The sequence below is a fragment of the Mesorhizobium sp. CNPSo 4670 genome (assembly GCF_057784235.1).
This window is the reverse complement of record NZ_JBWJFQ010000015.1, coordinates 1-22,840: the sequence shown is the minus strand read 5'-3', so window position 1 is coordinate 22,840 and position 22,840 is coordinate 1. Positions and strand designations below refer to the sequence as shown.

Sequence of the window (22,840 nt, the reverse complement as noted above, 5' to 3'; positions counted from 1 at the left end):
TATATACATATTGAAACGCACTGCAAGTGCCATCATCGCATATGAGACAGGGAACCGGAGAGAAAAGTGACTGACATCTTCGCGGAACAGGCGCTCCTTCCCAATGGCTGGCACAGCAATGTGCGGATCACCTTGGCCAAGGGACGCATAACAACTGTCGAACCGGGTGCGACCGCCGTGGCCGGCGACGAACGCCACGCGATCCTGCTGCCCGGCATGCCCAATTTGCACAGCCATGCCTTCCAGCGCGGCATGGCCGGATTGGCCGAGCTTCGCGGGCCCTCCGCCGACAGTTTCTGGAGCTGGCGCGAGGTGATGTACCGCTTCGCCCTGTCGATGACGCCCGACCAGGTCGAGGCGGTTGCCGCGCAGCTCTATGTCGAGATGCTGGAGGCCGGCTTTTCACGCGTCGGCGAATTTCACTATCTGCATCACGACCGCGACGGAAAACCCTATGCCAACCCTAGCGAGATGGCCGAGCGCATCGCAGCGGCGGCCGGCGAAACCGGCATCGGCCTGACGCTGCTTCCGGTGTTCTACGCTCACTCTTCTTTTGGAGGCGCTGCGCCAAACGAAGGCCAACGGCGTTTCATCAACGATGTGAATCGCTTCTCCAGGCTTGTTGAGAAAAGCCGGGAATGCGTTCGCACTTTGAATCAAGCTGTTGTCGGCGTCGCTCCGCACAGTCTGCGCGCCGCGACAGCTGAGGAATTGTCCGAAGTGGCCGCCATGGCGCCGGATGGGCCGATCCATATCCACGTCGCCGAGCAGGTGAAGGAAGTCGAGGATTGCCTTGCCTGGTCGGGCGCGCGACCGGTCGAATTCCTGCTGGCCAATGCGAAAGTAGACCAACGCTGGTGCCTCATCCACGCCACGCACATGACCGATGCGGAAACGGTCGGGATGGCGAAAAGCGGCGCGATCGCCGGCCTTTGTCCGATCACCGAGGCCAATCTTGGCGACGGCACTTTTGCAGCGCCGCTATTCGGGGAGCATGGCGGCCGCTTCGGCGTCGGCTCCGATTCCAATGTGCTGATCGGCCTGCCCGACGAATTGCGGCAGCTCGAATATTCGCAGCGCCTTGCGCACCGCGCCCGCAATGTGCTGGCGGTGGCCGGCGGGTCGACCGGACGCGCGCTTTTCGATGCCGCGCTCGATGGCGGCAGTGCCGCCCTCGGGGCCGGCGCCTCACAAATCGCCACCGGCGCATCCGCCGATCTCGTCTCGCTCGACGGCAATCACCCCTCGCTGGCCGGCAAGACCGGTGACGCGATCCTCGATGCCTGGATCTTCGCCAATGGCAGCAAGGTCGAGTCCGTCTGGGTGCATGGCAACAAACAGGTCAGCGGCGGCCGGCACGCAAGGCGAGAGGCCATCGCCGAGCGGTTTCGCAGCGTGATGAGGGCACTTTCGGCATGAGCATGATCGAGACAGCGGATGCGGAAGGCGGCGTCTCGCTGCACCAGCGCATCCTGTCCGACATCAGCGAAAAGATCCTGTCCGGCGCCTGGGCGCCCGGCCATCGCATCCCGTTCGAACACGAACTGAGCGCGCAATACAATTGCTCGCGCATGACGGTGAACAAGGCGCTGTCGCAGCTTGCCAAGGCGGGGCTGATCGAGCGGCGGCGCCGCTCAGGCAGCTTCGTCCGCCAACCGAAGTCGCAAGCGGCGGTGCTGGAGATCCATGACATTCGGGTCGAGGTCGAAGCACTCGGCCTGCTTTATCGCTACGAGCGCGTGGCGCGCCACAAAAGGCGCAGCGACGCGGAGGATCGCGCCTTGCTGGAGCTTAGTGCCGCCGGGCCGGTGCTGGCACTGGAATGCCGGCATTTCGCCGGCAAGCGGCCGTTCGCGCACGAGCAGCGGCTGATCAATCTGACCGCCGTGCCGGAAGCATCAGACGAGGAATTCCTGACCATCGCGCCCAGCCCGTGGCTGATCGGCCGCGTGCCGTGGAGCGAAGCCGAGCACCGCATTCGTGCGGTCGGCGCCGACAAGCAGGTCGCGGCGGCACTCGACATCGCGGCCGGCGCGCCCTGCCTGGTGGTCGAGCGGCGGACATGGAGCGCCGAACACCCGGTCACCCATGTGCGCTTCACCTACGCCGCCGACAACCACACGCTGGTGGCGCGATTCAGGCCGTCGCAGGGGTAGCACCACACCTTCTCCCACAAGGGGAGAAGGTGAAGCGCTGCGCCTCAAACCGCTGCGGTAATAATGATCTCGACCAGGTATTCCGGTCCAGCGAGCTTTGCTTCGCCGGTGGCGCGGGCCGGAGTGTTGCCTTGCGGCACCCACTTGTCCCATTCGGCATTCATCTCGGCAAAGGTGCTCATGTCGGCCAGCCAGATGATCGCCTGCAGGATCTTGGTCTTGTCCGTACCGGCCTTGGCCAGCAGTTCGTCGATGGTCGCCAGGACATCCCTGGTCTGCGACGCGACATTGCCGCCCGGCTGACCAACCTGGCCGGCCAGATAGACGGTATTGCCGTTGATGACGATCTGGCTCATGCGCGGGCCAACATCGATGCGACGAATGCTCATGGGAGGTTCCTTCCTTTGTGGTCGCGTTTCTTTAAGGTTGCGGCCGGCTTCGGGCAAGGTCGCCCAGTCGAATCCCCTGGCAAATCCCCTTGGGCCAAGGGCGTCTGATGTCCACACACGGCAAGTTGACCCGGCAGTCGTAATTCCGCCCGATTGGCTTGTTGACTAATGTAATAACATCACATATCCAATCGGCGGCTGCCAGCAGCCGGATTCCGCTGCCCCACGGATCGCAGAATGACAAATACCTGCCTGACCTTTCGCGACTTGACGCTTGGCTACGGCAGCCACCCGGCGATCCATCATCTTGACGGTACGATTCGCAAAGGCTCGCTGACTGCCGTGGTCGGCGCCAACGGCTCCGGCAAATCGACGCTGATGAAAGGCATTGTCGGCGTCCTAAAGCCGATGGCCGGCGAGGTCATCCGCGCGCCCGGCGCGCGTGCCGCCTATCTGCCGCAGCAATCGGAACTCGACCGCTCCTTCCCGGCGCGGGTGGTTGACCTGGTCTCGCTCGGCCTGTGGCCACGGCGCGGCCTGCTCGGCCGCCATACCAGGGAAGATCGCGATTCCGTCAGCCACGCGCTGATGGCCGTCGGTCTCGGCGGCTTCGAAAAGCGGCCGATCGACACGCTGTCAGGCGGCCAGTTGCAGCGCACGCTGTTTGCGCGGGTCTTGCTGCAAGACGCCGACCTCATCCTGCTCGACGAGCCGTTCAACGCCGTCGACGCCAAGACGGTCGGCGACCTGATCGCACTGATCAAGCGTTGGCATGGGGAGGAACGCACCATCCTGGTCGTCGTTCACGATCTGGATCTGGTGCGCCAGAATTTCCCCGAAACGCTGCTGCTTGCCCGCCAGCCGATTGCCTGGGGCGAGACCAGGGAGACGCTGAAGCCGGAGAATCTGTTGCGCGCCCGCCGCTTCCACGAAGCCTGGGAAGAGAATGCGCCCTGGTGCGAGCCAGACGGGCACGCTCATGGTCACGATCACGACCATCATGGCCATGCTCACGGGCATGACCACCACCACGATGCCGGACCGAGGGCTGCCTGATGGACACGCTTTACGGTCTCTTCATCGCGCCCTTCGCCGATTTCGGCTTCATGCAGCGGGCGCTGATCGGTTCGCTGATGCTGTCGCTCGGCGCCTGCCCGGTCGGCGTGTTCCTGATGCTGCGGCGCATGAGCCTGTCCGGCGACGCCATGGCGCACGCCATCCTGCCGGGCGCCGCCGCCGGCTTCCTGCTCTATGGCCTGGAAATCCTGCCGATGACCATTGGCGGCCTGATCGCCGGCGTCATCGTGGCGCTCGGCGCCGGCGCCGTCTCGCGCTTCACCATCCAGCGCGAAGATGCCTCGATGGCGGCATTCTATCTGATTTCGCTCGCCATCGGCGTGCTGATGGTGTCGATCCGCGGCTCCAGCGTCGATCTCATGCATGTGCTGTTCGGCACCGTGCTGGCGCTCAACAACGAAGCACTGACGCTGATCGGCGGCATTGTTGCCGTGACGCTGGTCAGCCTCGCCATCTTCTGGCGGGCGCTGGTCGCCGAATGCCTCGATCCGCTGTTCCTGCGGTCGGTCAGCCGGCTCGGCAGCCCGGTGCATTTCATCTTCCTCGGCCTCGTCGTGCTCAATCTCGTCGGCGGCTTCCAGGCGCTCGGCACGCTTCTATCGGTCGGACTGATGATGCTGCCGGCGGCAGCCGCCCGTTTCTGGACCGTGCGCGTCGAGCCGATGTGCGTGCTGGCGGTGCTGATCGGCTTTGCCTCCTGCATCGCCGGACTGCTTTTGTCCTATCACGCGTCGCTGCCGTCCGGCCCGGCCATCATCCTATCGGCCGGCGTCGTCTATTTCGCCTCGATCCTGTTCGGCACGCGCGGCATCCTGCGCGCCCGCATCGTCCATCACCGTCACAGAACGGCCTGATCCCCCGCCCCTAGAAGGAGACCCGTCCATGCTGAAATCGATCCGAGCCGCCTTGGCGATGAGCGTTATAACATTAACTGTCATTGGCGCCTCGCCGGCTTTCGCGGCACCGCTGAAAGTGGTCGCCAGCTTCACCGTCATCGCCGATTTTGCCAAAAATGTCGGTGGCGACCGCATCGATGTCACCACGATCGTCGGACCGGACGGCGATGCCCACGTCTACGAGCCGAGCCCGGCCGACGCGGTGGCGATGGCCAACGCCGACATCGTGCTGGTCAATGGCCTGCATTTCGAGGGTTTTCTGCAGCGGCTGGTCGATGCCAGCGCCACCAAGGCGTCGATCGTCACCTTGACCAAGGGCGTGACGCCGATCGATTTCAAGCCTGAATTCGCTGACGCCGACGCCGCCGAAGGTGCCGGCACCGGTGGCGGCAAGACGGTCACCGATCCGCACGCCTTCCAGTCGATCGCCAATGCCAAGATCTACGTGACGAACATCGCCGAAGCCTTCTGCGCCGCCGACTCCGACGGCTGCGTCAGCTACCAGACCAATGCCGCTGCCTATACGAAGAAGCTCGACGCGGTCGAAGGTGAAGTGAAAACCGCGATCCAGTCGATCCCCGAAGCGAAGCGCGTCGTCATCACCTCGCATGACGCCTTCGGCTATTTCGAACACGAATACGGCCTGACCTTCCTCGCCCCGCAAGGCATCTCGACCGACTCCGAACCGTCCGCCGCCGATGTCGCCAAGCTGGTCGACCAGGTGAAGCAGGACAAGGCGGCGGCGATCTTCGTCGAGAACATCACCAACCCGCGCCTGATCGAACAGATCGCCAGCGAGACCGGCATCAAGGTCGGCGGCACGCTCTATTCGGATGCACTGTCGCAGCCCGACGGCCCGGCTTCGACCTATATCGACATGATGCACAACAACATCCGCCAGATCAAAGGCGCCATCCTCGGCAGCTAACGCGGCCCGTCATTCCATCCGGCCGGGCTGAGACAAGCTCGGCCGGATTCTACCTGATGAGTGTTGCCGGTTCCGCCGGAGAGTGGCAAGACTTCTCGCCAAATCAGATTGCGAGGATACTGCCATGGAATATCGCGAAATCAGCGAAGACTATTCGGTCTCGGGCCAGATCCAGCCCGAAGATGTCGCCGCCATCAAGGAAGCCGGCTTCAAGAGCGTCATCTGCAACCGGCCCGATGACGAGCAGCCCGGCCAGCCTTCGGCCGACAAACTCAAAGCCGCGGTCGAGGCCGCTGGCATGGCCTTCCGTTACATCCCCGTCATCAGCGGCCAGATCACGGCCGAGAATGTCGAGGATCAAGCCGAGGCGCTCGACGAGCTCCAAGGCCCGGTGTTCGCCTATTGCCGCTCCGGCGCGCGCTGCACCAACCTCTACGGGCTGATCCAGCAGTCGAAGGGTTAAATCGACCCAAGGTTCAAATCGGCAACGCGCCGGTTTCCTTCAGCGTCTCGAGCACGATCGCCGTCTTCACATGCTGCACGGATTCGTGCGGCAGCAGTACGCCGTTGACGAATTCCGATAGCGACTTCAGGTCGGGCGTCACCACTTTCAGGATATAGTCCATCTCACCGGTCAGCGCGTGCGCCTCCTGCACCTCGGGCAGCCGCGCCACCAGTTCGCCGAAGCGCCTGGCGTTGTCGCGATTGTGGGTGGCTAACGTCACCGAGATGACGTTGACCAAGGAAAAACCGAGTTTGTCGCGGTCGAGTACGGCGTGATAGCCCTTGATGTAGCCGTCCTCCTCCAGCCGCTGGCGGCGGCGCGAGCATTGTGACGCCGACAGGTTCACCCGCTCCGACAAATCGTTGTTGGTCAGCCCCGCATCCCCCTGCAGCAGCGCCATTATCTTGCGGTCAAACTGATCAATGCGCGTCTCATCCATGGATTTCTGCCCTTTCGTGCACGCTTTGCGCATGAACTGATCATTTCAAGCGTTTGAATGCAAGCACCATGCGCCGGCTCCGCGCTATAGTGGCGTCAGGTGGCCTTTCAGGCCAAGCCATATCCGGAGGACTATCATGGGCCCCTTCCCGCACGACGCCCCGCCCGCCAAGATCAGCAAGGACAACCCCGCCGGCACCGACGGGTTCGAATTCGTCGAGTTCGCGCATCCGGAGCCGGAAAAGCTCGCCGAACTGTTCACCCGCATGGGCTATGTCGCGGTAGCCAAGCACCGCACCAAGAACATCACCGTCTGGCGCCAGGGCGACATCAACTATGTCGTCAATGCCGAGCCAGGCTCACATGCGATGAAGTTCGCCGACAAGCACGGCCCTTGCGCGGCCTCGATGGCCTGGCGGGTGGTCGATGCCAAGCACGCTTTCGACCACGCCGTTGCCAAGGGCGCCACGCCTTACGAAGGCACTGACAAGGCGCTCGACGTGCCGGCCATCGTCGGCATTGGCGGCTCGCTGCTGTATTTCATCGAGACCTATGGCAAGAAGGGCTCGGCCTACGATGCCGAGTTCGAGTGGCTCGGCGCGCGCGACCCGCGGCCGCAAGGCGTCGGCTTCTATTTTCTCGACCACCTCACCCACAACGTCTATCGCGGCCAGATGGACAAATGGTGGGATTTCTACCGCAATCTGTTCGGCTTCAAGCAGATCCACTTCTTCGACATCGACGGCAAGATCACCGGCCTGGTCAGCCGCGCCATCACCTCGCCCTGCGGCAAGATCCGCATCCCGCTCAACGAGTCCAAGGACGAGACCAGCCAGATCGCCGAGTATCTGAAGAAGTACAATGGCGAAGGCATCCAGCACATTGCGGTGGGCACCGACGAGATCTACGCCGCCACCGACAGGCTAGCCGAAAACGGGCTGAAGTTCATGCCCGGCCCGCCGGAAACCTATTATGACATGTCTTATGACCGCGTGAATGGCCATGACGAGCCGATCGAGCGGATGAAGAAGCACGGCATCCTGATCGACGGCGAAGGCGTGGTCGACGGCGGCATGACCAAGATCCTGCTGCAGATCTTTTCGAAAACCGTGATCGGGCCGATCTTCTTTGAGTTCATCCAGCGCAAGGGCGACGAAGGCTTTGGCGAGGGCAATTTCCGCGCCCTGTTCGAATCGATCGAGCAGGACCAGATCAAGCGCGGCGTGATCAAGGTTCAAGCGGCGGAGTAGGCTTCAGGTCGAGCGGACTGTGCATGCCCCTGGTTTCGGGTCATGCGCCAAATCAGATCTTGAGGCCCAGCCGCTCGACCTCTTCTTTCCTCAGCTTCACATCGTAGTCGAGCAGGAATTCATCGAGCTGCGGCGGCGCGACCGACGTGCCGGAGAGCATCGCGTGCACCTGGCCGCGATGGTGGATGTCATGCAGGAAGAAATGCGCGAGGATGTCGCCGATGCGTTCGGGGATCATGCCGTCCGCGCGCCGGTCGGTGAAGACCTGACGATCGAGATCGGCCGCCGAGAGCCGGTCGCAAAAAGCGATCAGGCGACGGTCCGCGGCGACCTGGGCGGCAAACAACGCCTGCGGCTCGTCGATCGGCACGAAATCGTCATGGGCGGCGGCACCGACCCCGCCCCCTTCGAGAAAATCGAGATAGAGAAGATCGACCGCAAGGATGTGGTTGAGCGTTGCCTCGATCGACGGGAAGAAACTGGTGCGTTCGGCTGCGAATTCGCCGGGCTTGAGCTGCAAAACAGCACGGTACAGCCGATCGTTCGACCAGAGATTGTTGCCGGCCATGCGGCGCAGGTGGTCCAACAGGGTCATCCGGCCGACCGAACCAGATACAGACCCGCCCACATAACCGCAAATCCGGCGAGAACGATCAGCAACAGCCTGTTCATGCGCCGCCGCAAGCCTTGTGTTTCCTCGTCCCGCGCGACTTTCATGTTGGTGATGGTGTGGAACATCATCGCCCTGCGCGGAAAGCCGCTGCGGTTCGTCAGGTCCGGCGAGCGCGCCTCGATGCGGTAGCTGAGCCGGATCGCCAGGATGAACACAGCCAATATGGCAAGCGCCCAGACGCCGGCCAGCAGATAGAATGCTTCCCCCGTCACTCCCTCACCTCTCGTATTTCTCGACCTTCTGCTCGATGGCGCCGAAGATCGAATTTCCGCTCTTGTTTTTCATCTCGATGCGCACCGTGTCACCGAAGCGCAGGAACGGCGTTTTGGGCGCGCCTGATACAATGGTCTCGATCATGCGCAGTTCGGCGATGCAGGAATAGCCGGCTCCCCCGGCCGAGACAGGCTTGCCCGGCCCGCCGTCGAGCTTGTTGGAGACGGTGCCGGAGCCGATGATCGTACCGGCGGCCAGTGGCCTTGTCCTGGCGGCGTGAACGATCAGCGCCGGGAAATCGAAGGTCATGTCGACGCCCGCATTGGCGCGGCCGAACGGCTTGCCGTTTAGGTCGGCAAGCAGCGGCAGGCTCAACTTGCCGCCATCCCAGGCGTCGCCCAACTCGTCCGGCGTCACCGCGGCAGGCGAAAACGCCGAGGAGGGCTTTGATTGGAAGAAGCCGAAACCCTTGGCGAGCTCCGGCCCGGTGAGCGCGCGCAGCGTCACGTCGTTGACCAGCATCACCAGCCGGATCGCGGCGCGTGCCTCATCGAGGCTGGCGCCCATAGGTACATCGTCGACAATGACAGCGACTTCCCCCTCCATGTCGATGCCGAAGGCCTCGTCGGCCATGCGGATCGGATCACGCGGCGCGATGAAGGAATCCGAGCCGCCCTGGTAGATCAGCGGGTCGGTCCAGAAACTTGCCGGCATTTCGACGCCGCGCGCTTTCCGCACCAGTTCGACATGGTTCACATAGGCCGAGCCATCGGCCCATTGATAGGCCCGCGGCAGCGGTGAGTGCGCGTCATGCTCGTGGAAGCGCTCCGACGGCACCGCGTTGTTCTCCAGCGATTCCGCTATTGTCGCGAGGTGCGGGGCGATGCGCCGCCAGTCGTCGAGCGCTGCCTGCAGCGTGCGCATCAGGAACGAGGCGTCGGTGAAGCGTGTCAGGTCGCGCGAGACGACGACGAGTTTTCCGTCACGCGTCCCGTCCTTCAGTGTGGCAAGCTTCATGCGGGTTCCTCTCCTTGTGCAGCTTTCTCGCTGCTTAACTCCACAACAAGGCCGTCGCGAGCGATCGTCAAGTCGCCGCCCCATGATTTCCTGACAGCGGCGATCCAGTCGGCCTCGACGATCCCGGGATCGTCGGCCGGAATGAGGTGGTTGAGCACCAGCCTCTTCACGCCGGCATCGCTGGCGATGCGCCCGGCCTCCTCGGCAAAGCTGTGGCTAGCGAGCAGATGTTCCCGCAGCCGCGCGCCATTGCCGGTTTTGGCCACCAGCCGCTCGATGCCTTCTTCCAGCATGGCTTCGTGGACGAGGATATCGGCGCCTTGGGCAAAATCGGCGAGTGGTTGAAAGAACGCCGTATCGGCGGAGAACACTACGCTTTTCCCGCCATGTTCGAAGCGCAGCGCAAAGCAGTCGGTCACCGGCGGATGGTCGACGCGTAGAGCGGAAACCTTGAGGCCGCGTTGCTCGACAATCAAGCCTTCGGTGAATTCGTTGATCGAAACCAGTTCGCGAATATCCGGCCGGCCCTCGTCGACGATGCGGATCTCGATGTCGAAATCCATCGCCTGGCAAAAGCGCCGCCAGTAATGGCCGATGCCGGGCGGACCGAACACGCCGACGGGCGTGGCCAGACCCGCCGTCCAGGCGGTGTGGATCAGTGGCCCGAGTTCCAGCACATGGTCGGAATGCAGATGCGTGACGAAGATCAGGTCGAGCGCCTTCAGCCCGATGCCGGCGTCGACCAGAGCGCGCGTCACGCCAAGCCCGCAGTCCACGACAATGGTCCGGCCGCCAATCTGCAGCAGCGACGAACTCGGCCATGGGCCACCCGGCCGCAGCGCAGGGCCGCCCTTCGAGCCCAAAAGCACCAGCCGGTCCGGCATGGGCTCGCTGCTCAAGACCAGTCGCCCTCGGGTGTGCCGTTGAAGCGCTTCTTCAGGTCGGCCCAGCAGTCGATGTAGTTGTCCTGCCGGGTTTCGAGTTCGGCGCCGTAGCGGGTCAGCATCTGCGGAAAACGGGTCTCGAACATGAAGGCCATGGTGTTGTCGAGCTTGACCGGTTTCAGGTCCGCGCGGAAGGCTTTTTCGAAACCTGTCGAGTCAGGCCCATGGGCCAGCATCAGATTGTGCAGACTGATGCCGCCGGGAACGAAGCCCTCCTCCTTGGCATCGTACTGGCCGTGGATCAGCCCCATGAACTCGCTCATGATGTTGCGGTGATACCAGGGCGGCCGGAACGTATCCTCCGCCACCAACCAGCGCGGCGGGAAGATGACGAAGTCAATGTTGGCGGTGCCTTCCTCGCCGCTGGGCGCCGTCAGCACGGTGAAGATCGACGGATCGGGATGATCGAAGAGGATGGCGCCGACCGGCGAAAAGGTGGCCAGATCATATTTATAGGGTGCGTAGTTGCCGTGCCAGGCAACGACGTCCAGCGGCGAGTGGCCGATCTCGGTCACATGGAAGTTGCCGCACCATTTCACCGTCAGCCGGCACGGTGTCTCCTTGTCCTCGTACCAGGCGCAAGGCGTCTTGAAATCGCGCGGATTGGCCAGGCAATTGGCGCCGATCGGGCCACGGTCCGGCAAGGTCAGCTTGGCGCCATAGTTCTCGCAGACATAGCCGCGCACTTCGGCATCGACCAGTTCGACCTTGAAGACAAGCCCACGGGGCAGCACGGCGATCTCGCCGGGCCGAAGCTCGATGACGCCCATCTCGGTGACGAAGCGCAAGGCGCCGACCTGCGGCACGATGAGCAACTCGCCATCGGCGTTGAAGAAATGGTCGTCAACCATCGAGCGGTTGGCGACATAGACGTGGGCCGCCATGCCGGTTTGCCCGAGCACGTCGCCGGCGGTGGTGATGCTGCGCATGCCGGAGATGAAATCGGTCGGCTCCTTCGGCATCGGCACCGGGTTCCAGCGGTACTGGCCGAGCGCTAGCTCGTGGTCGCCGATATTGGGAGCGCTCTTCCACAATGGATAGTTCGCCGGTTTGAAACGGCCGGTGTGCTTCACGCTCGGCCGGATCCGATAGAGCCAAGAGCGCTCGTTTGTGCCGCGCGGCGCGGTGAAGGGCGAACCGGAAAGCTGCTCGGCATAGAGGCCGTAGGCCGGCCGCTGCGGCGAGTTCCGCCCCTGCGGCAGCGAACCCGGCAGCGTTTCGGTTTCGAAGTCGTTGCCGAAGCCCGGCATGTAGGAAAAGGCCATCGCTTCCTCCCGGAATTGACCAAACTGGTTTCATTTGTAACCATCGAAAATGTAACTATCAATGCCAATGCCTCTGCCGGGATATGCAACAATGGAAATCCTCGATCTGGAAAACTTCCTGCCCTACCGGCTCTACCGCCTGGCCGACGCCGTCAGCCGGGCATTCGCTGGGATATACAAGGACAGTCATGGCCTGACGCGGCCGGAATGGCGCACGCTTTCGGGTCTGGGCCAGCACGGCACCATGACCGCGACGGCCCTCGGCGAGCAATCGGCCATGCACAAGACCAAGGTCTCGCGCGCCGTTGCCGAACTCGAAAGGCGGCGCTGGCTGGCGCGCACTCCCGATGAAAACGACCGCCGCGTCGAGCATCTGACGCTGACTAGGGCCGGCCTTGCCGCCTATCGCGAAATGGTGCCGCTGGCGAAGGCCTTCGAGCGGGACTTGCTGGAGAAACTGAGCAATGGCGACCGCTCGGCAATTAAAACAGCGTTGGCCACACTGGAAGCTCGCGTGGGAGTAAGTCACCCTGAACGAACAGACTAGTCGGCGCTTGGCAATTGTCGGGTTAGCGACCAGTCTTCAGCAATGACTTCGATGGTGTCATCGCGAAAATAGAACAGAAATTGCCGCGATTTAGACCCGTCTGGAGACAGAACTTCCCAGTCGTCTTCGCCAATGGGCCGACTATCGCCGATCACCTCGTAGAACTCGCCCCATTTTGGAGCTTGCTTGCCGTAGAGGCCTTTCCCTGCAAACCAAGCGTCATCGTTCGTGAGGTCCCATCGCCATCGGCTGCAGCCGATGAAACGAGGGGTTCCCGTCTCTCCCTTGCTCGCGTCATAGGCCCAAGAATTCAAGAGAAATACAAGCTGAACCGTGTCACCCTCAACCGTCAGCTCTACATCGGGAGCGTTGGGCTCAGCGTTCCAGTCCAAGTTCAGGTGACGAAAAAATAACTGCGTCACCAGTCCATCACCACCTTGCCGGAACTGCCGCTGCGCATTGCATCGAAACCGGTCTGGAAGTCGTCGATGCCGATGCGATGCGTGATCAGCCCGGAAACATCGAGCGGGCCCTGCACCAGCGCGATCATCTTGTACCAGGTCTCGAACATCTCGCGGCCGTAGATGCCCTTGAGATGCAGCATCTTGAAGATGACCTTGTTCCAGTCGATCTCGAAGCCGGTGGGCGCAATGCCGAGAATGGCGATCTTGCCGCCATTGTTCATCGTGTCGATCATGTCGCGGAAGGCGGGCGCCGCTCCCGACATTTCGAGACCGACGTCGAAACCCTCAGTCATGCCGAGCACCGGCATGACGTCGCGCAGCTTTTCCTTCGAGGCGTCGACGACATGCTGCACGCCAAGCTTTTTCGCCAGCGCCAGCCGCACCGGGTTGATGTCGGTGATGACCACCTTTCGCGCGCCGACGCATTGCGCCACAAGCGCGCCCATGATGCCGATCGGCCCGGCGCCGGTGACCAGCACATCCTCGCCGACTAGGTCGAAGGACAGGGCTGTGTGAACCGCATTGCCGAGGGGATCGAAAATCGCGGCGATCTCGTCCGGCACGTCGTCTGGGATCGGCACGACATTGTGCTGCGGGATCGCCAGATACTCGCCGAAGGCGCCGGGGCGGTTGACGCCGACGCCGAGCGTGTTGCGGCACAGGTGCCCCCTGCCCGCGCGGCAGTTGCGGCAATGGCCGCAGACGATGTGGCCTTCGCCCGACACGCGCTGGCCGACCTTGTATTCGGTGACCGCGGCGCCGAAATCGGCAACCGTTCCGACGAACTCATGGCCGGTCACCATCGGCACCGGCACGGTCTTCTGCGCCCACTGGTCCCAATTGTAGATGTGGACGTCGGTGCCGCAGATCGCCGTCTTCCTGACTTTGATCAGCACGTCGTTGGGGCCGATCTCAGGCACCGGCACTTCTTCCATCCAGATGCCCGGTTCGGCCTTGGCCTTGACCAGCGCCTTCATCATGTTCGACATGCTTTTGTCCCTTGAATCTCTTGTTCCGGAAGCGCTTTGCGACTTCGGCTTTTCAGGAAATCACCCCAAGTTCGCGCCCGACGGCGCCGAACGCCTCCACCGCACGGTCGATGTCGGCACTGGAATGCGCCGCCGACATCTGCGTGCGGATACGCGCCTGGCCCTTCGGCACCACCGGGAAGGAAAAGCCGATGACATAGATGCCACGCTTCAGCATGCGCGCCGCCATCTCCTGCGCCAGCGTCGCGTCGCCAAGCATCACCGGAATGATCGGATGATCGGCCCCAGCCAGCGTGAAGCCCAGCTTGCCCATCTGCGACCTGAACCGTGCCGCATTGGCATATAGGCGTTCGCGCAAGGCATCGCCATTGCGGATCAGGTCGAACACCTTGATCGAGGCACCGGCGATCGCCGGCATCAGCGTGTTGGAAAACAGATATGGCCGCGAGCGCTGGCGCAGCCAGTCGACCACTTGGCTTTTGCCCGATGTGTAACCGCCGGACGCGCCACCGAGCGCCTTGCCGAGCGTGCCGGTGATGATGTCGACCCTGCCCTCGACGCCGCAATGCTCGGCCGAGCCGCGGCCGTTCTGGCCGACGAAGCCGACCGCATGGCTGTCATCGACCATCACCATGGCATCGTACTTGTCGGCGAGGTCGCAGACACCCCTTAGATTGGCGATGATGCCATCCATGGAAAACACGCCGTCGGTGGCGATCAGCCGGAAGCGGCATTCCTTCGCCTCCTTCAACCGTGCTTCGAGGTCGGCCATGTCGTTGTTGGCGTAGCGGAACCGTTTTGCCTTCGACAACCGCACGCCGTCGATGATCGAGGCGTGGTTCAGCGCATCGGAAATGATCGCATCGTCCTCCCCCAACAGGGTTTCGAAAAGGCCGCCATTGGCGTCGAAGCAAGAGCCGTAGAGGATGGTGTCCTCCAGGCCGAGGAAGGTTGAAATCGTCGCCTCGAGTTGCTTGTGCTCCTCCTGTGTGCCGCAGATGAAGCGCACCGAGGCCATGCCGTAACCATAGCGGTCGAGCGCCTGGCTGGCCGCCGCGCGCAGGTCGGCGCTGTCGGCAAGGCCGAGATAGTTGTTGGCGCAGAAATTGAGCACCTTCCGGCCGCCGACCTCGATCTGCGCCGACTGGGTCGAAGAGATCACCCGCTCGGATTTATAGAGGCCGGCCGATTTAAGGCCCGCGAGTTCGCCGTCGATGTGGGAGAGAAACGCTGCGGTCATGATCAGGCCCCATTTGATGTGGGCCGACTGTCGTCCGGCCCGCGCGAAAAATCCATCGCAAAAACGACCGGATCGGGGGCAGCCGGTCCCGATATGCATCGTCATGCGGCCGCGGAAGCGACGTCACGGCAACAGTGCTGACCGACGACCGCTCAAATGCCGACACAGTGCTAAACCAGCCGATAACCATCTCGCGATCTTTAAGCGTTTCCCTATCGCCGTCCGGCTGTCGATTTCCACACCTGTTAACGTTTGCAAGCCAATGGTCCTCGCAACAAGAATCCGTTGGCGAGAGGGCCGCCCCCCAACATGTCGCAGCAGCCGGTGCAAACCATTTCAGGCAAGCTCACATTGCTGATCAAGGCTGGCTACTGGCTGGCCCTGCTGATCATTGCCGCCATGGTGATAGCCTCCTTCATCCTGCTGCAGCAGATGATGGCCACCCAACAGCACAACAACACCTTGCTCGACATCGTCAGCACGCAAAAGACCCTGTCGCAGCGCATCGTCTTCCTTGCCGGTGCAACGAGTTCTGGTACGCGCGACAAGCAGCCGGCGCTGGTCAGCGCGCTCAAGCAGGCGACGGCGGAGTTCGAAACGAACTACGATCTGCTGCTCGAGCAGACCAACGCCGACCCGATGTCGCCTGCCCGATTGGACCCGAAATCGACCGAGAGCGTGCTGTTCGCCAAGCCGTTCCATCTCGATTATTTCTCTGTAGGCCTCGTCGCCAATGGCAAGCGGCTGATTTCATCCTTTGAATCCCAGCTGACGGGCGCCAGTGACGGCTACAAGGGCAGTGGCGAGCGCGTCAATCTCGATGCTTCTGTCGCCAATGCGACCTTGTCGGGCTACGCAGCCCTTGGGCAGCGCATCAGCGCCGATGCCGACGAGCGCTCCGAGAAGCTGCTCGCGCTTCACCGCACGCTGTTCTACGCCACCCTCGGGGTCATCGTGCTGGTGGCGCTCTTCATCTTCAGGCCGATGTCGAACGCCATCCTGCGCAAGACGCATGAGCTGATCGACGCGCGCAATTCCATGGCCTTCATCGCGGTGCATGACGGCCTCACCGGCCTGCACAACCGCACGTTCCTGACCGATCATTTCGATACGCTGATCAAGGGCTCGCAACGGCGTCGCGAGCGGCTTGCCGTCGTCCAGCTCGACCTCGACCGGTTCAAGCAGATCAACGATACGCTCGGCCACGCCGCCGGCGACTATGTGCTGGTCGTCACAGCGCAGCGCATGCGCGATTCCTGCCGGGCATCGGACCTGTGCGTACGCCTGGGCGGCGACGAGTTCGTCATGATCCTCGGTGGCGCCGGCGGCACCGAAGACATCAACATGCTGGCGCGGCGTATCCTGGCCCACATCAACGAGCCGATCATCTTCCAGGGCACGACCATACTTCCGGGGGCCAGCGCCGGCATCGCCGTCTACCCGGTCGACGCCGACAATGCGCAGGATCTGCTGGTCCACGCCGATCTGGCGCTCTACTCCGCCAAGAAGCTGGGAGGCAGCAACTTCTCGTTCTTCTCCGAGGAGTTGCGCCGCGAGCTCGACTATCGCAAGCAGCTCGAGCACGACATCAAGGTCGCCATCGCGGACCGGGCGTTCCAGGTCTATTTCCAGCCTCAGGTCTCGCTGACCAACGGCACGATCAGCGGCATCGAGGCGCTGGTGCGCTGGAACCATGCCGAGCGCGGCATGATCCCGCCCGGCGAATTCATTCCGGTCGCCGAAAAATGCGGCTTCATGCCGGAGATCGGCCGCATTGTCATCTCGAAGGCGATCAACGAAGCCGCCGAATGGAACCGCGCCGGCATCGCCTTCGGGCGGCTTGCCGTCAACGTTTCAGGCACCGAACTGCGCGAGCACGATTTCGATGCGTTTCTGTTCGAGACGCTGGAAAAGGCCGGGCTGCCACCGCAGAAACTGTCGCTGGAAATCGTCGAATCCGTCATTCTCGACGACGAGAAGACCGGCATCGCCGCCAAGCTGCGCCACATCAGGGCAGCCGGCGTCCATCTTGAACTCGATGATTTCGGCACTGGCTACGCCTCGCTCAGCCATGTCAACCCGAACGAGATCGATCGGCTGAAAATCGATCGCCGCTTCGTCCAGAACATCCATGAGAATGGCGACAACTCGAAGATCGTGCGCGCCATCACCGAACTGGCGCGTGGCCTTGGCATCTCGATCGTTGCCGAAGGTGCTGAAACCGAGGCCGAGCTCGATTCGCTCATGGCGATCGGCTGCGACCAGGTGCAGGGTTATTCCATCGCCTTCCCGATGCCGCACGACAAGGCGCTGGAATGGCTGACGGCGCGGATGCCAAAGAAGGCCAAGCTGACGGTGCTGCAGGGAAGCCTGGCGTAGCCCGCCTTGACAACCCTCCATGGACATGGCGGCCTGTCGTCATCGCAACCTGATAGTGCGGGTGATGACACCGTTTCGGATTGTCCTGGCGGCACTGTTGATTTTTGCGTTCCCCGCCCATGGGGCGGATCGCACCATCTATCTCACCTTTGACGATGGCCCGCTGAACGGCACCAGTAACATCCTCGACGTGCTGGAAGCCGAGCAGGTTCCGGCGACCATGTTCATGGTCGGCATGCATGCGCAGGCGAGCGCCGCCAACAGGGCGCTCGTCCAGCGCGCCAAACAGCTTCCGCTGGTGACGCTCGGCAACCACAGCTACAGCCACGCCAACAACCGCTACCAGCATTACTACGCCGACACCGAAGGCGTCGTCGCCGACATGATGCGGGCAAACGCGGTGCTCGGCCTGAAGCCGGTGGTGCACGCGCGGCTGCCGGGGCGCGACGTGTTCAGGCTGCCCTCAATGTCGAAGAACGACACTTCGCTTGGCCTGGCCCAGGAGGGCCGCGAGGAGCCCGACTACGAGTTTGTCGCGGCCTCGGGTTTCTATCTCTACGGCTGGGACCACGAATGGGTGCACAAGGACAGCGGTGAGCCGGTGCAGAGCGTCGACCATCTGGTCAGCGAGATCGATCACCTGTTCGGCTACGGCCGCTTCGTCAAGCCGCGCAAGCTGATCTTGTTGATGCATGACGAGATGTTCCAGGACAGTTTCGACGGCAAGGCGAAGCTGACCAACCTGATCACCGCACTGAAGCTGCGCCACTACACCTTTGGCGCAATCCAGAGCTACGACGACTGAGCCTGCCCTAGCTTTCCACATTGCCCCGCAAGGCCGCCAGCACCTGTGCGAACTCCGCCAAGCGCTCGTCGGAAAGCCCCACCCGCAGCCGCTTGTCGAAAACAAGGGCTGCCTTGCGCAATGTCTCGAACATCGCTTCTCCGGCCTCGGTCAACTCGACCAGGTGAACCCGGCGGTTGACGGGATCGCGGCGGCGCGTCAGCAGGCCCTGCGTCTCCATCGCGTTGAGATGGTGTGTCAGCGTCGCGCCCTGGATGCCGATCATGCCCGCAAGTTCGCGCTGGTTCGCAAGCTTGCTCGATTTGACCGAAAGCAGAGTGAGCCAGACAGGCAACGTGCCGCCGGCTTCGACCAGGGCGGCATCGAAGGCCTGGGCGACAAGCTTGGCGGTGCGGCCGAGATTCATGCCGACTGGCGGGCGTTCGAAAGGCGTCATCACAAGACACTAGAACAAGGGAAAGGCCGATGGAACTGGCTCCGGTTTATACATTGACACCTAACCGTTAGATATCTAACTATATGGCAATGGCGGACGAAAGAGGAGAACGGTCATGCAGTACGTCTACATCGTCGTTATCGGCCTTCACGTCATGGCCGGCGTCTTCTGGGCAGGCACGACGATCACGCTGGCGCGTGATCCCGATATCCGGGCCGAGCGCTTCATCCAGCCGCAAATGGGCGCGGCCGGCATGGTTTTGCTGACCGGAGCGCTGCTCTGGTATTTCTTCCACGGCGCCTATTTCGGCTCGATGGAAATGGTGCTGGCGCTTGGCATCCTGACCGCTTTCGCCGCCGCGGGCGTGCTCGGCGCCATGGTCAGGGCGCCCAGCCGGCGGCTTGCCGGCGCAAATGCGGAAACTGAAACGCAACTGCGCGCCAGAATGGCAGCGGGCGAGCGCATTGCCGCGCGGCTGCTGGTCGTCACCGTGCTCTGCATGGCCGTCGCCAGGATGGTCTGAGACGCAGCAACTCATAGAATCGTACGTTGTCTGGCGACAAGCCAATGACGTGCGGGCGCGCGGTCTGACCGACGTACACGGGCTCTCGTACGCAGGGCCGACCGCGCGCCACCAACGATGCCTGGGCACTTTTCGGTCCGATGGTTCAGATCCCATTTAATCATCGGATTCATCCGAAAACCGCTGCGCGCTTTTCGGTCCGGTGCTAATGAGCGGCAAAATTCGAAGGAATGCTGCCCATGACCGCAACGAAGAACCTCACCCAGCTCGGCGCACACGTCGAGACGCCACAGAGCCCCGATCAGGCGGTGCTGGAGACCGTGCCGTTTACGCGCGGCGACGGCCCGCCGGCCATCGTGCGCTTCACCTGCCCGGAATTCACCTCGCTGTGCCCGGTCACCGGCCAGCCGGACTTCGCCCATATCGTCATCGACTATGCCCCCGATGCGCTGCTGGTGGAATCGAAGTCGCTGAAACTGTTCATGACTTCGTTTCGCAACCACGGCGCCTTCCATGAAGAATGCACCGTCATGATCGGCCGCCGCATCGTGGCCGCAACCAAGCCGCTGTGGCTGCGCATCGGCGGCTACTGGTTCCCGCGCGGCGGCATTCCGATCGACGTGTTCTGGCAGACCGGCGCGCCGCCGGAAGGTGCCTGGCTGCCGGATACCGGAGTGGCGCCCTATCGCGGGCGCGGCTAATGCATGTCGCCCAGAAGTGGCGCCGGTTTGGGGCAACGACATGCTTAAAAACAAGGGCTTAAGGCGCGTCGCCTGAATCCGTTTCAGCGCGACGTGGCTTTGGTCTCCCGCTCATTCGCATTGATACTGGCTGAGCGCCCATTCGCCGGTCACCGACAACAGGTCCGATATCTTCCAGTCCCCGTCGACCTTCCTGAACTTCCATTCCAGCCGGTGCGGGTTGCCGGCGACGACGAAGGCGACAATGACCTTGGCCTGGTCGCCATTGATCGCTTCAAGCGTCTTCAGGCTCTTGTCGATCTCGGCCTTGTCATAGTTCGCGTTGTCGAGCGCCATGTTGGGGTCGAGGCATTCGCCCTGTCCGGATTTGCGCAAGGCGTCGCTCTTGTCGAGAACGGTTTTCGCCGGATCGATGAAATGGCTGCGCTGCGCCGGATCGAGTTCGAGCCCGACCTGATCGTAAAATGGCCGCACCACCGCTGTCGGCGATCCCGGTTGGATGGGCGCGGCGGGCTCGCTGGGCGGCCATGCAACTGGTGGCGTTGCGGGTTCCACCGCACCGCCGGGCGCATTTGCGGGCGGCGCCCCGCTGTCGCTCGGGGCGGTGTCAGCCGGCGCGTTTGCCGGCGGCGAACCGAACAGCCCTTGCGCGGCGGCGGCGCTCAGACCGGCCGCCAGCAGGCACACAGTCGACAGTGCCAGGAACCGGCGACGGACCATCGCCTCACTCCGGCGTCTGGCCGGCAATGCATTCCAGCGCACTGAGCTTCCAGTCGCTGGTCTTGGAGGCAATGTCCGATATCTTCCACTTGCCGTCGATCTTCTTGAGCGACCAGACCATCTCACGTTTGGAGTCATCGCCTTCCGAAAAAAGGCTGAAGGATGCCGTAACCTCGGCGTTGTCACCATCCAGCTTCTCGGCCAGTTTCAGCGTTTTCGAGACGGTCTTCTGATCGAAGTCCTGCGCATCCAGACCAGGATCGAAATCGATGCAGGCGACCTCGTCAGGGTTCTTTTTCGTTGCCTGGTCGTTCAGGTTGAACAGGTTCGTCACCGGCTCGGTGAACCGATCCCGGTATTGCTCGTCGGCCTCGAATTTGACCGCCGGCACATAGAAGAACTTCACCGCGTCGGACACTGGTCCGGCGAAGGCGACCGTGGGCAAGGCTATCGAAAGGGCGGCAACGAGCACTGTCAGTCTCATGCAGGATCTCCGGCTTCTGATGGCTTGAAGCTATCAATACCACACATCCTGCATATCGGCTTTTTTGCGGCTCATGAAGTCCTGGAGCGCCAGCCCAAGGCGCCCCGCCAGACATTCTGGGGATTCGCAAAAGCACTTCCGCGGTTAACTGCCGACGATACTGGCCAGATACAATCGCCCCGAACACCACAGGATCCTCAGCCTCCGAAAGTCGCGACAGGCGATTTGAGCCGGGAACGCTCAGGCTTGACACCGAGCCCTGGCATCTGCGGGACGCGTATATGCCCGTTTTCGATGACGACGGGGTTTACGGGGTCGGTATGCCCTTCGATGTATTCCTGCGCGATCCAGGCGCCCTCAAAACGGCTCGGCTCGACGGTAGCGGCGAGGTGCACGCATGCCGCAGCGATGACGTCCCCACCCCAGGCATCGTCGCAGGTGTGCGGAAGCGATCGTATCGCACACAGGTCGCGGACCGTGACCATCTTGGTGAGGCCGCCAAGGCGGGTGACCTTCAATCCGAATCCGTCCGCGATACCTGAAGAAACTGCCCGCAGGACGGCATTCAAATCCTCGGCATTCTCATCGAGGTAGACCGGATGGGTCACGCGTCCCTTGAGACTCGCGACTTCCTCCATGGTGTTGCAAGGCTGTTCGAACACGAACGGGATTGCCTGGCAAAGCCGATCGATGTGCAGCGCCGCCGCGGCGGTGAGGCCACGATTGGCGTCGACTGCTATCCGGGCTTTGAAGCCAACCGCTTCCCATACCTTGTGCACGGTGGCGACGTCTTGCTCGAGATCCCGTCCGCCTATCTTGATCTGAAGTCGTGGGTATCCGGCCTTGACCTTGTCGATGGCAATACGCGCCGTCTCGTCCGGTGCACCGACAATAGTCGAGTAGTAAGACGGCACACGATCGGTGAGCGCACCGCCCAGAAGTGTTGAAACCGGTACGCCCAGCCGCAGGCCGGCGAGGTCGAGGAGAGCTATGTCCAAGGCCGCCTTGGCATAGTTGTGACCGTTCAACCGCTCGTCCATTCTTTTCGCGAGGCGGCGCATGGACGCAGTGTCCTCACCAAGGAGTCCAGGCGCTATTTCGGCAATTGCCGCTCTCGCACCCAGAGCATGTTGGGGCTGATAGACAGGGCCGACCGGGCATGTCTCACCCCAGCCTGACAGTCCGTCCTCGGTGGTCACTTCAACGAGTGTGCTATCCAGATTCTGCACGGTATCGCTAGCCATCCGGTAGGCGCCGCCTTTGACAGGCAGAAGGACCTGATAGACTTTGATCGACTCGATGCGCATACGGACCTCAGCCCCCTTCGAGCCAAGCGATTCTGGCCATCTTGCCATCCGGGTGCATGACGGCGCTGTCGGTTACAACATGGACCGAACTGCTGTGCTCAAGTCCGCACGTTATGCTTGCGCTTCATGAAGTCCTTGGCGGTCTCGACCGCCACCGCGGCGTCGCGGCAGTAGGCGTCGGCGCCGACGGCCTTACCGAATTCCTCGTTCAGCGGCGCACCGCCGACCAGCACGACATAGTCGTCGCGGATGCCCTTTTCCTTCATCGTGTCGATGACGACCTTCATATAGGGCATGGTCGTGGTCAGAAGTGCCGACATGCCGATGATGTCGGGCTGGTGCTGCTCGATAGCATCGAGATACTTCTCGACCGCATTGTTGATGCCGAGGTCGATGACGTCGAAGCCGGCACCTTCCATCATCATGCCGACGAGGTTCTTGCCGATGTCGTGGATGTCGCCCTTGACGGTGCCGATGACCATCTTGCCTTGCTT

At 62.5% G+C, this 22,840-nt stretch carries 27 protein-coding genes; 12 read left to right on the top strand and 15 right to left on the bottom strand.

Annotation, left to right across the window (positions count from 1 at the left end; genetic code table 11):
• Positions 1-66: 66 nt before the first annotated feature.
• Both AC0ZT5_RS23030 and hutC read left to right on the top strand, forming a co-directional pair.
• The gene (locus tag AC0ZT5_RS23030) at positions 67-1,419 is read left to right on the top strand and encodes a formimidoylglutamate deiminase (protein ID WP_488498312.1); all 1,353 of its coding nucleotides are present in this window, start codon (positions 67-69) and stop codon (positions 1,417-1,419) included.
• Positions 1,416-2,156, top strand: a complete 741-nt coding sequence (hutC, locus tag AC0ZT5_RS23025; protein ID WP_488498311.1) for a histidine utilization transcriptional repressor HutC — start codon at positions 1,416-1,418, stop codon at positions 2,154-2,156. Before AC0ZT5_RS23030 ends, hutC begins: the two co-directional genes overlap by 4 nt.
• Before the next feature lie 44 nt (positions 2,157-2,200).
• Here hutC and AC0ZT5_RS23020 read toward each other — a convergent pair whose 3' ends face one another.
• Entirely contained in the window at positions 2,201-2,545 is a 345-nt protein-coding gene (locus tag AC0ZT5_RS23020; RefSeq protein WP_477286429.1) for a RidA family protein, read from the bottom strand.
• Positions 2,546-2,782: 237 nt separating this feature from the next.
• On the opposite strand from AC0ZT5_RS23020, the gene aztA reads away from it, so the two are divergent.
• From aztA to AC0ZT5_RS23000, 4 genes are all read left to right on the top strand, one after another.
• A complete protein-coding gene (gene aztA / locus AC0ZT5_RS23015; protein ID WP_488498310.1) occupies positions 2,783-3,601 on the top strand; it encodes a zinc ABC transporter ATP-binding protein AztA in 819 nt (272 codons plus the stop codon).
• On the top strand, positions 3,601-4,476 hold the full coding sequence (gene aztB, locus AC0ZT5_RS23010; protein ID WP_095085859.1) for a zinc ABC transporter permease AztB: 876 nt from the start codon (positions 3,601-3,603) through the stop codon (positions 4,474-4,476). Before aztA ends, aztB begins: the two co-directional genes overlap by 1 nt.
• A 28-nt stretch (positions 4,477-4,504) precedes the next feature.
• The gene (aztC, locus tag AC0ZT5_RS23005; RefSeq protein WP_488498309.1) at positions 4,505-5,446 is read left to right on the top strand and encodes a zinc ABC transporter substrate-binding protein AztC; all 942 of its coding nucleotides are present in this window, start codon (positions 4,505-4,507) and stop codon (positions 5,444-5,446) included.
• Between the two features lie 124 nt (positions 5,447-5,570).
• Positions 5,571-5,909: a protein tyrosine phosphatase family protein gene (locus AC0ZT5_RS23000; protein WP_477286436.1), complete on the top strand. Its 339-nt coding sequence runs from the start codon at positions 5,571-5,573 to the stop codon at positions 5,907-5,909.
• A 13-nt stretch (positions 5,910-5,922) separates the two neighbouring features.
• Here AC0ZT5_RS23000 and AC0ZT5_RS22995 read toward each other — a convergent pair whose 3' ends face one another.
• Entirely contained in the window at positions 5,923-6,390 is a 468-nt protein-coding gene (locus AC0ZT5_RS22995) for an Lrp/AsnC family transcriptional regulator (RefSeq protein ID WP_095085868.1), read from the bottom strand.
• Positions 6,391-6,526: 136 nt separating this feature from the next.
• Here AC0ZT5_RS22995 and hppD point away from each other — a divergent pair, with 136 nt between their 5' ends.
• Entirely contained in the window at positions 6,527-7,639 is a 1,113-nt protein-coding gene (gene hppD, locus AC0ZT5_RS22990; RefSeq protein WP_488498308.1) for a 4-hydroxyphenylpyruvate dioxygenase, read from the top strand.
• Positions 7,640-7,691: 52 nt separating this feature from the next.
• Here hppD and AC0ZT5_RS22985 read toward each other — a convergent pair whose 3' ends face one another.
• From AC0ZT5_RS22985 to hmgA, 5 genes are read right to left on the bottom strand one after another with little or no spacing between them, the layout of a single operon-like run.
• Positions 7,692-8,234 (bottom strand): DinB family protein, encoded by a 543-nt coding sequence (locus tag AC0ZT5_RS22985; protein ID WP_488498307.1) that lies wholly within the window; start codon positions 8,232-8,234, stop codon positions 7,692-7,694.
• Positions 8,231-8,524, bottom strand: coding sequence for a hypothetical protein (locus AC0ZT5_RS22980; protein WP_488498306.1), 294 nt, complete (start codon positions 8,522-8,524; stop codon positions 8,231-8,233). Before AC0ZT5_RS22980 ends, AC0ZT5_RS22985 begins: the two co-directional genes overlap by 4 nt.
• A 4-nt stretch (positions 8,525-8,528) precedes the next feature.
• Complete coding sequence (locus AC0ZT5_RS22975; RefSeq protein ID WP_488498305.1) at positions 8,529-9,542, bottom strand: fumarylacetoacetate hydrolase family protein; 1,014 nt, start codon at positions 9,540-9,542, stop codon at positions 8,529-8,531.
• A complete protein-coding gene (locus AC0ZT5_RS22970; RefSeq protein WP_488498414.1) occupies positions 9,539-10,426 on the bottom strand; it encodes an MBL fold metallo-hydrolase in 888 nt (295 codons plus the stop codon). The genes AC0ZT5_RS22975 and AC0ZT5_RS22970 overlap by 4 nt, the downstream gene beginning before the upstream one ends.
• 11 nt (positions 10,427-10,437) lie before the next feature.
• A complete protein-coding gene (gene hmgA / locus AC0ZT5_RS22965; RefSeq protein ID WP_488498304.1) occupies positions 10,438-11,751 on the bottom strand; it encodes a homogentisate 1,2-dioxygenase in 1,314 nt (437 codons plus the stop codon).
• A 91-nt stretch (positions 11,752-11,842) separates the two neighbouring features.
• Here hmgA and AC0ZT5_RS22960 point away from each other — a divergent pair, with 91 nt between their 5' ends.
• On the top strand, positions 11,843-12,298 hold the full coding sequence (locus AC0ZT5_RS22960) for a MarR family winged helix-turn-helix transcriptional regulator (protein WP_488498303.1): 456 nt from the start codon (positions 11,843-11,845) through the stop codon (positions 12,296-12,298).
• Here the strand turns inward: AC0ZT5_RS22960 and AC0ZT5_RS22955 are convergent.
• From AC0ZT5_RS22955 to AC0ZT5_RS22945, 3 genes are read right to left on the bottom strand one after another with little or no spacing between them, the layout of a single operon-like run.
• The gene (locus tag AC0ZT5_RS22955; RefSeq protein ID WP_488498302.1) at positions 12,295-12,720 is read right to left on the bottom strand and encodes a hypothetical protein; all 426 of its coding nucleotides are present in this window, start codon (positions 12,718-12,720) and stop codon (positions 12,295-12,297) included. The genes AC0ZT5_RS22960 and AC0ZT5_RS22955 overlap by 4 nt on opposite strands.
• A complete protein-coding gene (gene tdh / locus AC0ZT5_RS22950; RefSeq protein WP_040584004.1) occupies positions 12,717-13,751 on the bottom strand; it encodes an L-threonine 3-dehydrogenase in 1,035 nt (344 codons plus the stop codon). Before tdh ends, AC0ZT5_RS22955 begins: the two co-directional genes overlap by 4 nt.
• 52 nt (positions 13,752-13,803) lie before the next feature.
• Positions 13,804-14,991: a glycine C-acetyltransferase gene (locus tag AC0ZT5_RS22945; RefSeq protein WP_488498301.1), complete on the bottom strand. Its 1,188-nt coding sequence runs from the start codon at positions 14,989-14,991 to the stop codon at positions 13,804-13,806.
• Positions 14,992-15,300: 309 nt separating this feature from the next.
• Here AC0ZT5_RS22945 and AC0ZT5_RS22940 point away from each other — a divergent pair, with 309 nt between their 5' ends.
• Both AC0ZT5_RS22940 and AC0ZT5_RS22935 read left to right on the top strand, forming a co-directional pair.
• Positions 15,301-17,370 carry a putative bifunctional diguanylate cyclase/phosphodiesterase gene (locus AC0ZT5_RS22940; RefSeq protein ID WP_488498300.1) on the top strand — a complete coding sequence of 690 codons (2,070 nt, stop codon included), beginning with the start codon at positions 15,301-15,303 and terminating at the stop codon, positions 17,368-17,370.
• Positions 17,371-17,434: 64 nt separating this feature from the next.
• Entirely contained in the window at positions 17,435-18,175 is a 741-nt protein-coding gene (locus AC0ZT5_RS22935) for a polysaccharide deacetylase family protein (RefSeq protein WP_488498299.1), read from the top strand.
• A 7-nt stretch (positions 18,176-18,182) separates the two neighbouring features.
• Here the strand turns inward: AC0ZT5_RS22935 and AC0ZT5_RS22930 are convergent, their stop codons facing one another.
• Entirely contained in the window at positions 18,183-18,611 is a 429-nt protein-coding gene (locus tag AC0ZT5_RS22930; RefSeq protein WP_488498298.1) for a MarR family winged helix-turn-helix transcriptional regulator, read from the bottom strand.
• 115 nt (positions 18,612-18,726) lie between these two features.
• Here AC0ZT5_RS22930 and AC0ZT5_RS22925 point away from each other — a divergent pair, with 115 nt between their 5' ends.
• Entirely contained in the window at positions 18,727-19,134 is a 408-nt protein-coding gene (locus tag AC0ZT5_RS22925; RefSeq protein ID WP_488498297.1) for a hypothetical protein, read from the top strand.
• Positions 19,135-19,373: 239 nt separating this feature from the next.
• On the top strand, positions 19,374-19,835 hold the full coding sequence (queF, locus tag AC0ZT5_RS22920; RefSeq protein ID WP_488498296.1) for a preQ(1) synthase: 462 nt from the start codon (positions 19,374-19,376) through the stop codon (positions 19,833-19,835).
• Positions 19,836-19,946: 111 nt separating this feature from the next.
• On the opposite strand, the gene AC0ZT5_RS22915 is transcribed toward queF, so the two are convergent.
• The 4 genes from AC0ZT5_RS22915 to AC0ZT5_RS22900 form a co-directional block, all read right to left on the bottom strand.
• Complete coding sequence (locus tag AC0ZT5_RS22915; protein ID WP_488498295.1) at positions 19,947-20,555, bottom strand: hypothetical protein; 609 nt, start codon at positions 20,553-20,555, stop codon at positions 19,947-19,949.
• A 4-nt stretch (positions 20,556-20,559) separates the two neighbouring features.
• Positions 20,560-21,039 (bottom strand): DUF3828 domain-containing protein, encoded by a 480-nt coding sequence (locus AC0ZT5_RS22910; protein WP_488498294.1) that lies wholly within the window; start codon positions 21,037-21,039, stop codon positions 20,560-20,562.
• 197 nt (positions 21,040-21,236) lie between these two features.
• Positions 21,237-22,346, bottom strand: coding sequence for a mandelate racemase/muconate lactonizing enzyme family protein (locus tag AC0ZT5_RS22905; RefSeq protein WP_477286472.1), 1,110 nt, complete (start codon positions 22,344-22,346; stop codon positions 21,237-21,239).
• 98 nt (positions 22,347-22,444) lie between these two features.
• Positions 22,445-22,840, bottom strand: a 396-nt coding sequence (locus AC0ZT5_RS22900) for a cobalamin-dependent protein (RefSeq protein ID WP_488498293.1), incomplete at its 5' end; no start/stop codon positions are given.

Bases quoted from the DNA above. Each gene is read 5' to 3' on its own strand.
- queF (WP_488498296.1), top strand. From the start codon at position 19,374: ATGACCGCAACGAAGAACCTCACCCAGCTCGGCGCACACGTCGAGACG.
- AC0ZT5_RS23000 (WP_477286436.1), top strand. From the start codon at position 5,571: ATGGAATATCGCGAAATCAGCGAAGACTATTCGGTCTCGGGCCAGATC.
- AC0ZT5_RS22985 (WP_488498307.1), bottom strand. From the start codon at position 8,234: ATGACCCTGTTGGACCACCTGCGCCGCATGGCCGGCAACAATCTCTGG.
- AC0ZT5_RS22960 (WP_488498303.1), top strand. From the start codon at position 11,843: ATGGAAATCCTCGATCTGGAAAACTTCCTGCCCTACCGGCTCTACCGC.
- AC0ZT5_RS22995 (WP_095085868.1), bottom strand. From the start codon at position 6,390: ATGGATGAGACGCGCATTGATCAGTTTGACCGCAAGATAATGGCGCTG.
- AC0ZT5_RS23020 (WP_477286429.1), bottom strand. From the start codon at position 2,545: ATGAGCATTCGTCGCATCGATGTTGGCCCGCGCATGAGCCAGATCGTC.
- AC0ZT5_RS22935 (WP_488498299.1), top strand. From the start codon at position 17,435: ATGACACCGTTTCGGATTGTCCTGGCGGCACTGTTGATTTTTGCGTTC.
- AC0ZT5_RS22915 (WP_488498295.1), bottom strand. From the start codon at position 20,555: ATGGTCCGTCGCCGGTTCCTGGCACTGTCGACTGTGTGCCTGCTGGCG.
- AC0ZT5_RS22945 (WP_488498301.1), bottom strand. From the start codon at position 14,991: ATGACCGCAGCGTTTCTCTCCCACATCGACGGCGAACTCGCGGGCCTT.
- AC0ZT5_RS22910 (WP_488498294.1), bottom strand. From the start codon at position 21,039: ATGAGACTGACAGTGCTCGTTGCCGCCCTTTCGATAGCCTTGCCCACG.
- aztB (WP_095085859.1), top strand. From the start codon at position 3,601: ATGGACACGCTTTACGGTCTCTTCATCGCGCCCTTCGCCGATTTCGGC.
- AC0ZT5_RS22970 (WP_488498414.1), bottom strand. From the start codon at position 10,426: ATGCCGGACCGGCTGGTGCTTTTGGGCTCGAAGGGCGGCCCTGCGCTG.
- AC0ZT5_RS22975 (WP_488498305.1), bottom strand. From the start codon at position 9,542: ATGAAGCTTGCCACACTGAAGGACGGGACGCGTGACGGAAAACTCGTC.
- hutC (WP_488498311.1), top strand. From the start codon at position 1,416: ATGAGCATGATCGAGACAGCGGATGCGGAAGGCGGCGTCTCGCTGCAC.
- hppD (WP_488498308.1), top strand. From the start codon at position 6,527: ATGGGCCCCTTCCCGCACGACGCCCCGCCCGCCAAGATCAGCAAGGAC.
- tdh (WP_040584004.1), bottom strand. From the start codon at position 13,751: ATGTCGAACATGATGAAGGCGCTGGTCAAGGCCAAGGCCGAACCGGGC.
- AC0ZT5_RS22925 (WP_488498297.1), top strand. From the start codon at position 18,727: ATGCAGTACGTCTACATCGTCGTTATCGGCCTTCACGTCATGGCCGGC.
- AC0ZT5_RS22905 (WP_477286472.1), bottom strand. From the start codon at position 22,346: ATGCGCATCGAGTCGATCAAAGTCTATCAGGTCCTTCTGCCTGTCAAA.
- AC0ZT5_RS22940 (WP_488498300.1), top strand. From the start codon at position 15,301: ATGTCGCAGCAGCCGGTGCAAACCATTTCAGGCAAGCTCACATTGCTG.
- aztA (WP_488498310.1), top strand. From the start codon at position 2,783: ATGACAAATACCTGCCTGACCTTTCGCGACTTGACGCTTGGCTACGGC.
- AC0ZT5_RS22930 (WP_488498298.1), bottom strand. From the start codon at position 18,611: ATGACGCCTTTCGAACGCCCGCCAGTCGGCATGAATCTCGGCCGCACC.
- hmgA (WP_488498304.1), bottom strand. From the start codon at position 11,751: ATGGCCTTTTCCTACATGCCGGGCTTCGGCAACGACTTCGAAACCGAA.
- aztC (WP_488498309.1), top strand. From the start codon at position 4,505: ATGCTGAAATCGATCCGAGCCGCCTTGGCGATGAGCGTTATAACATTA.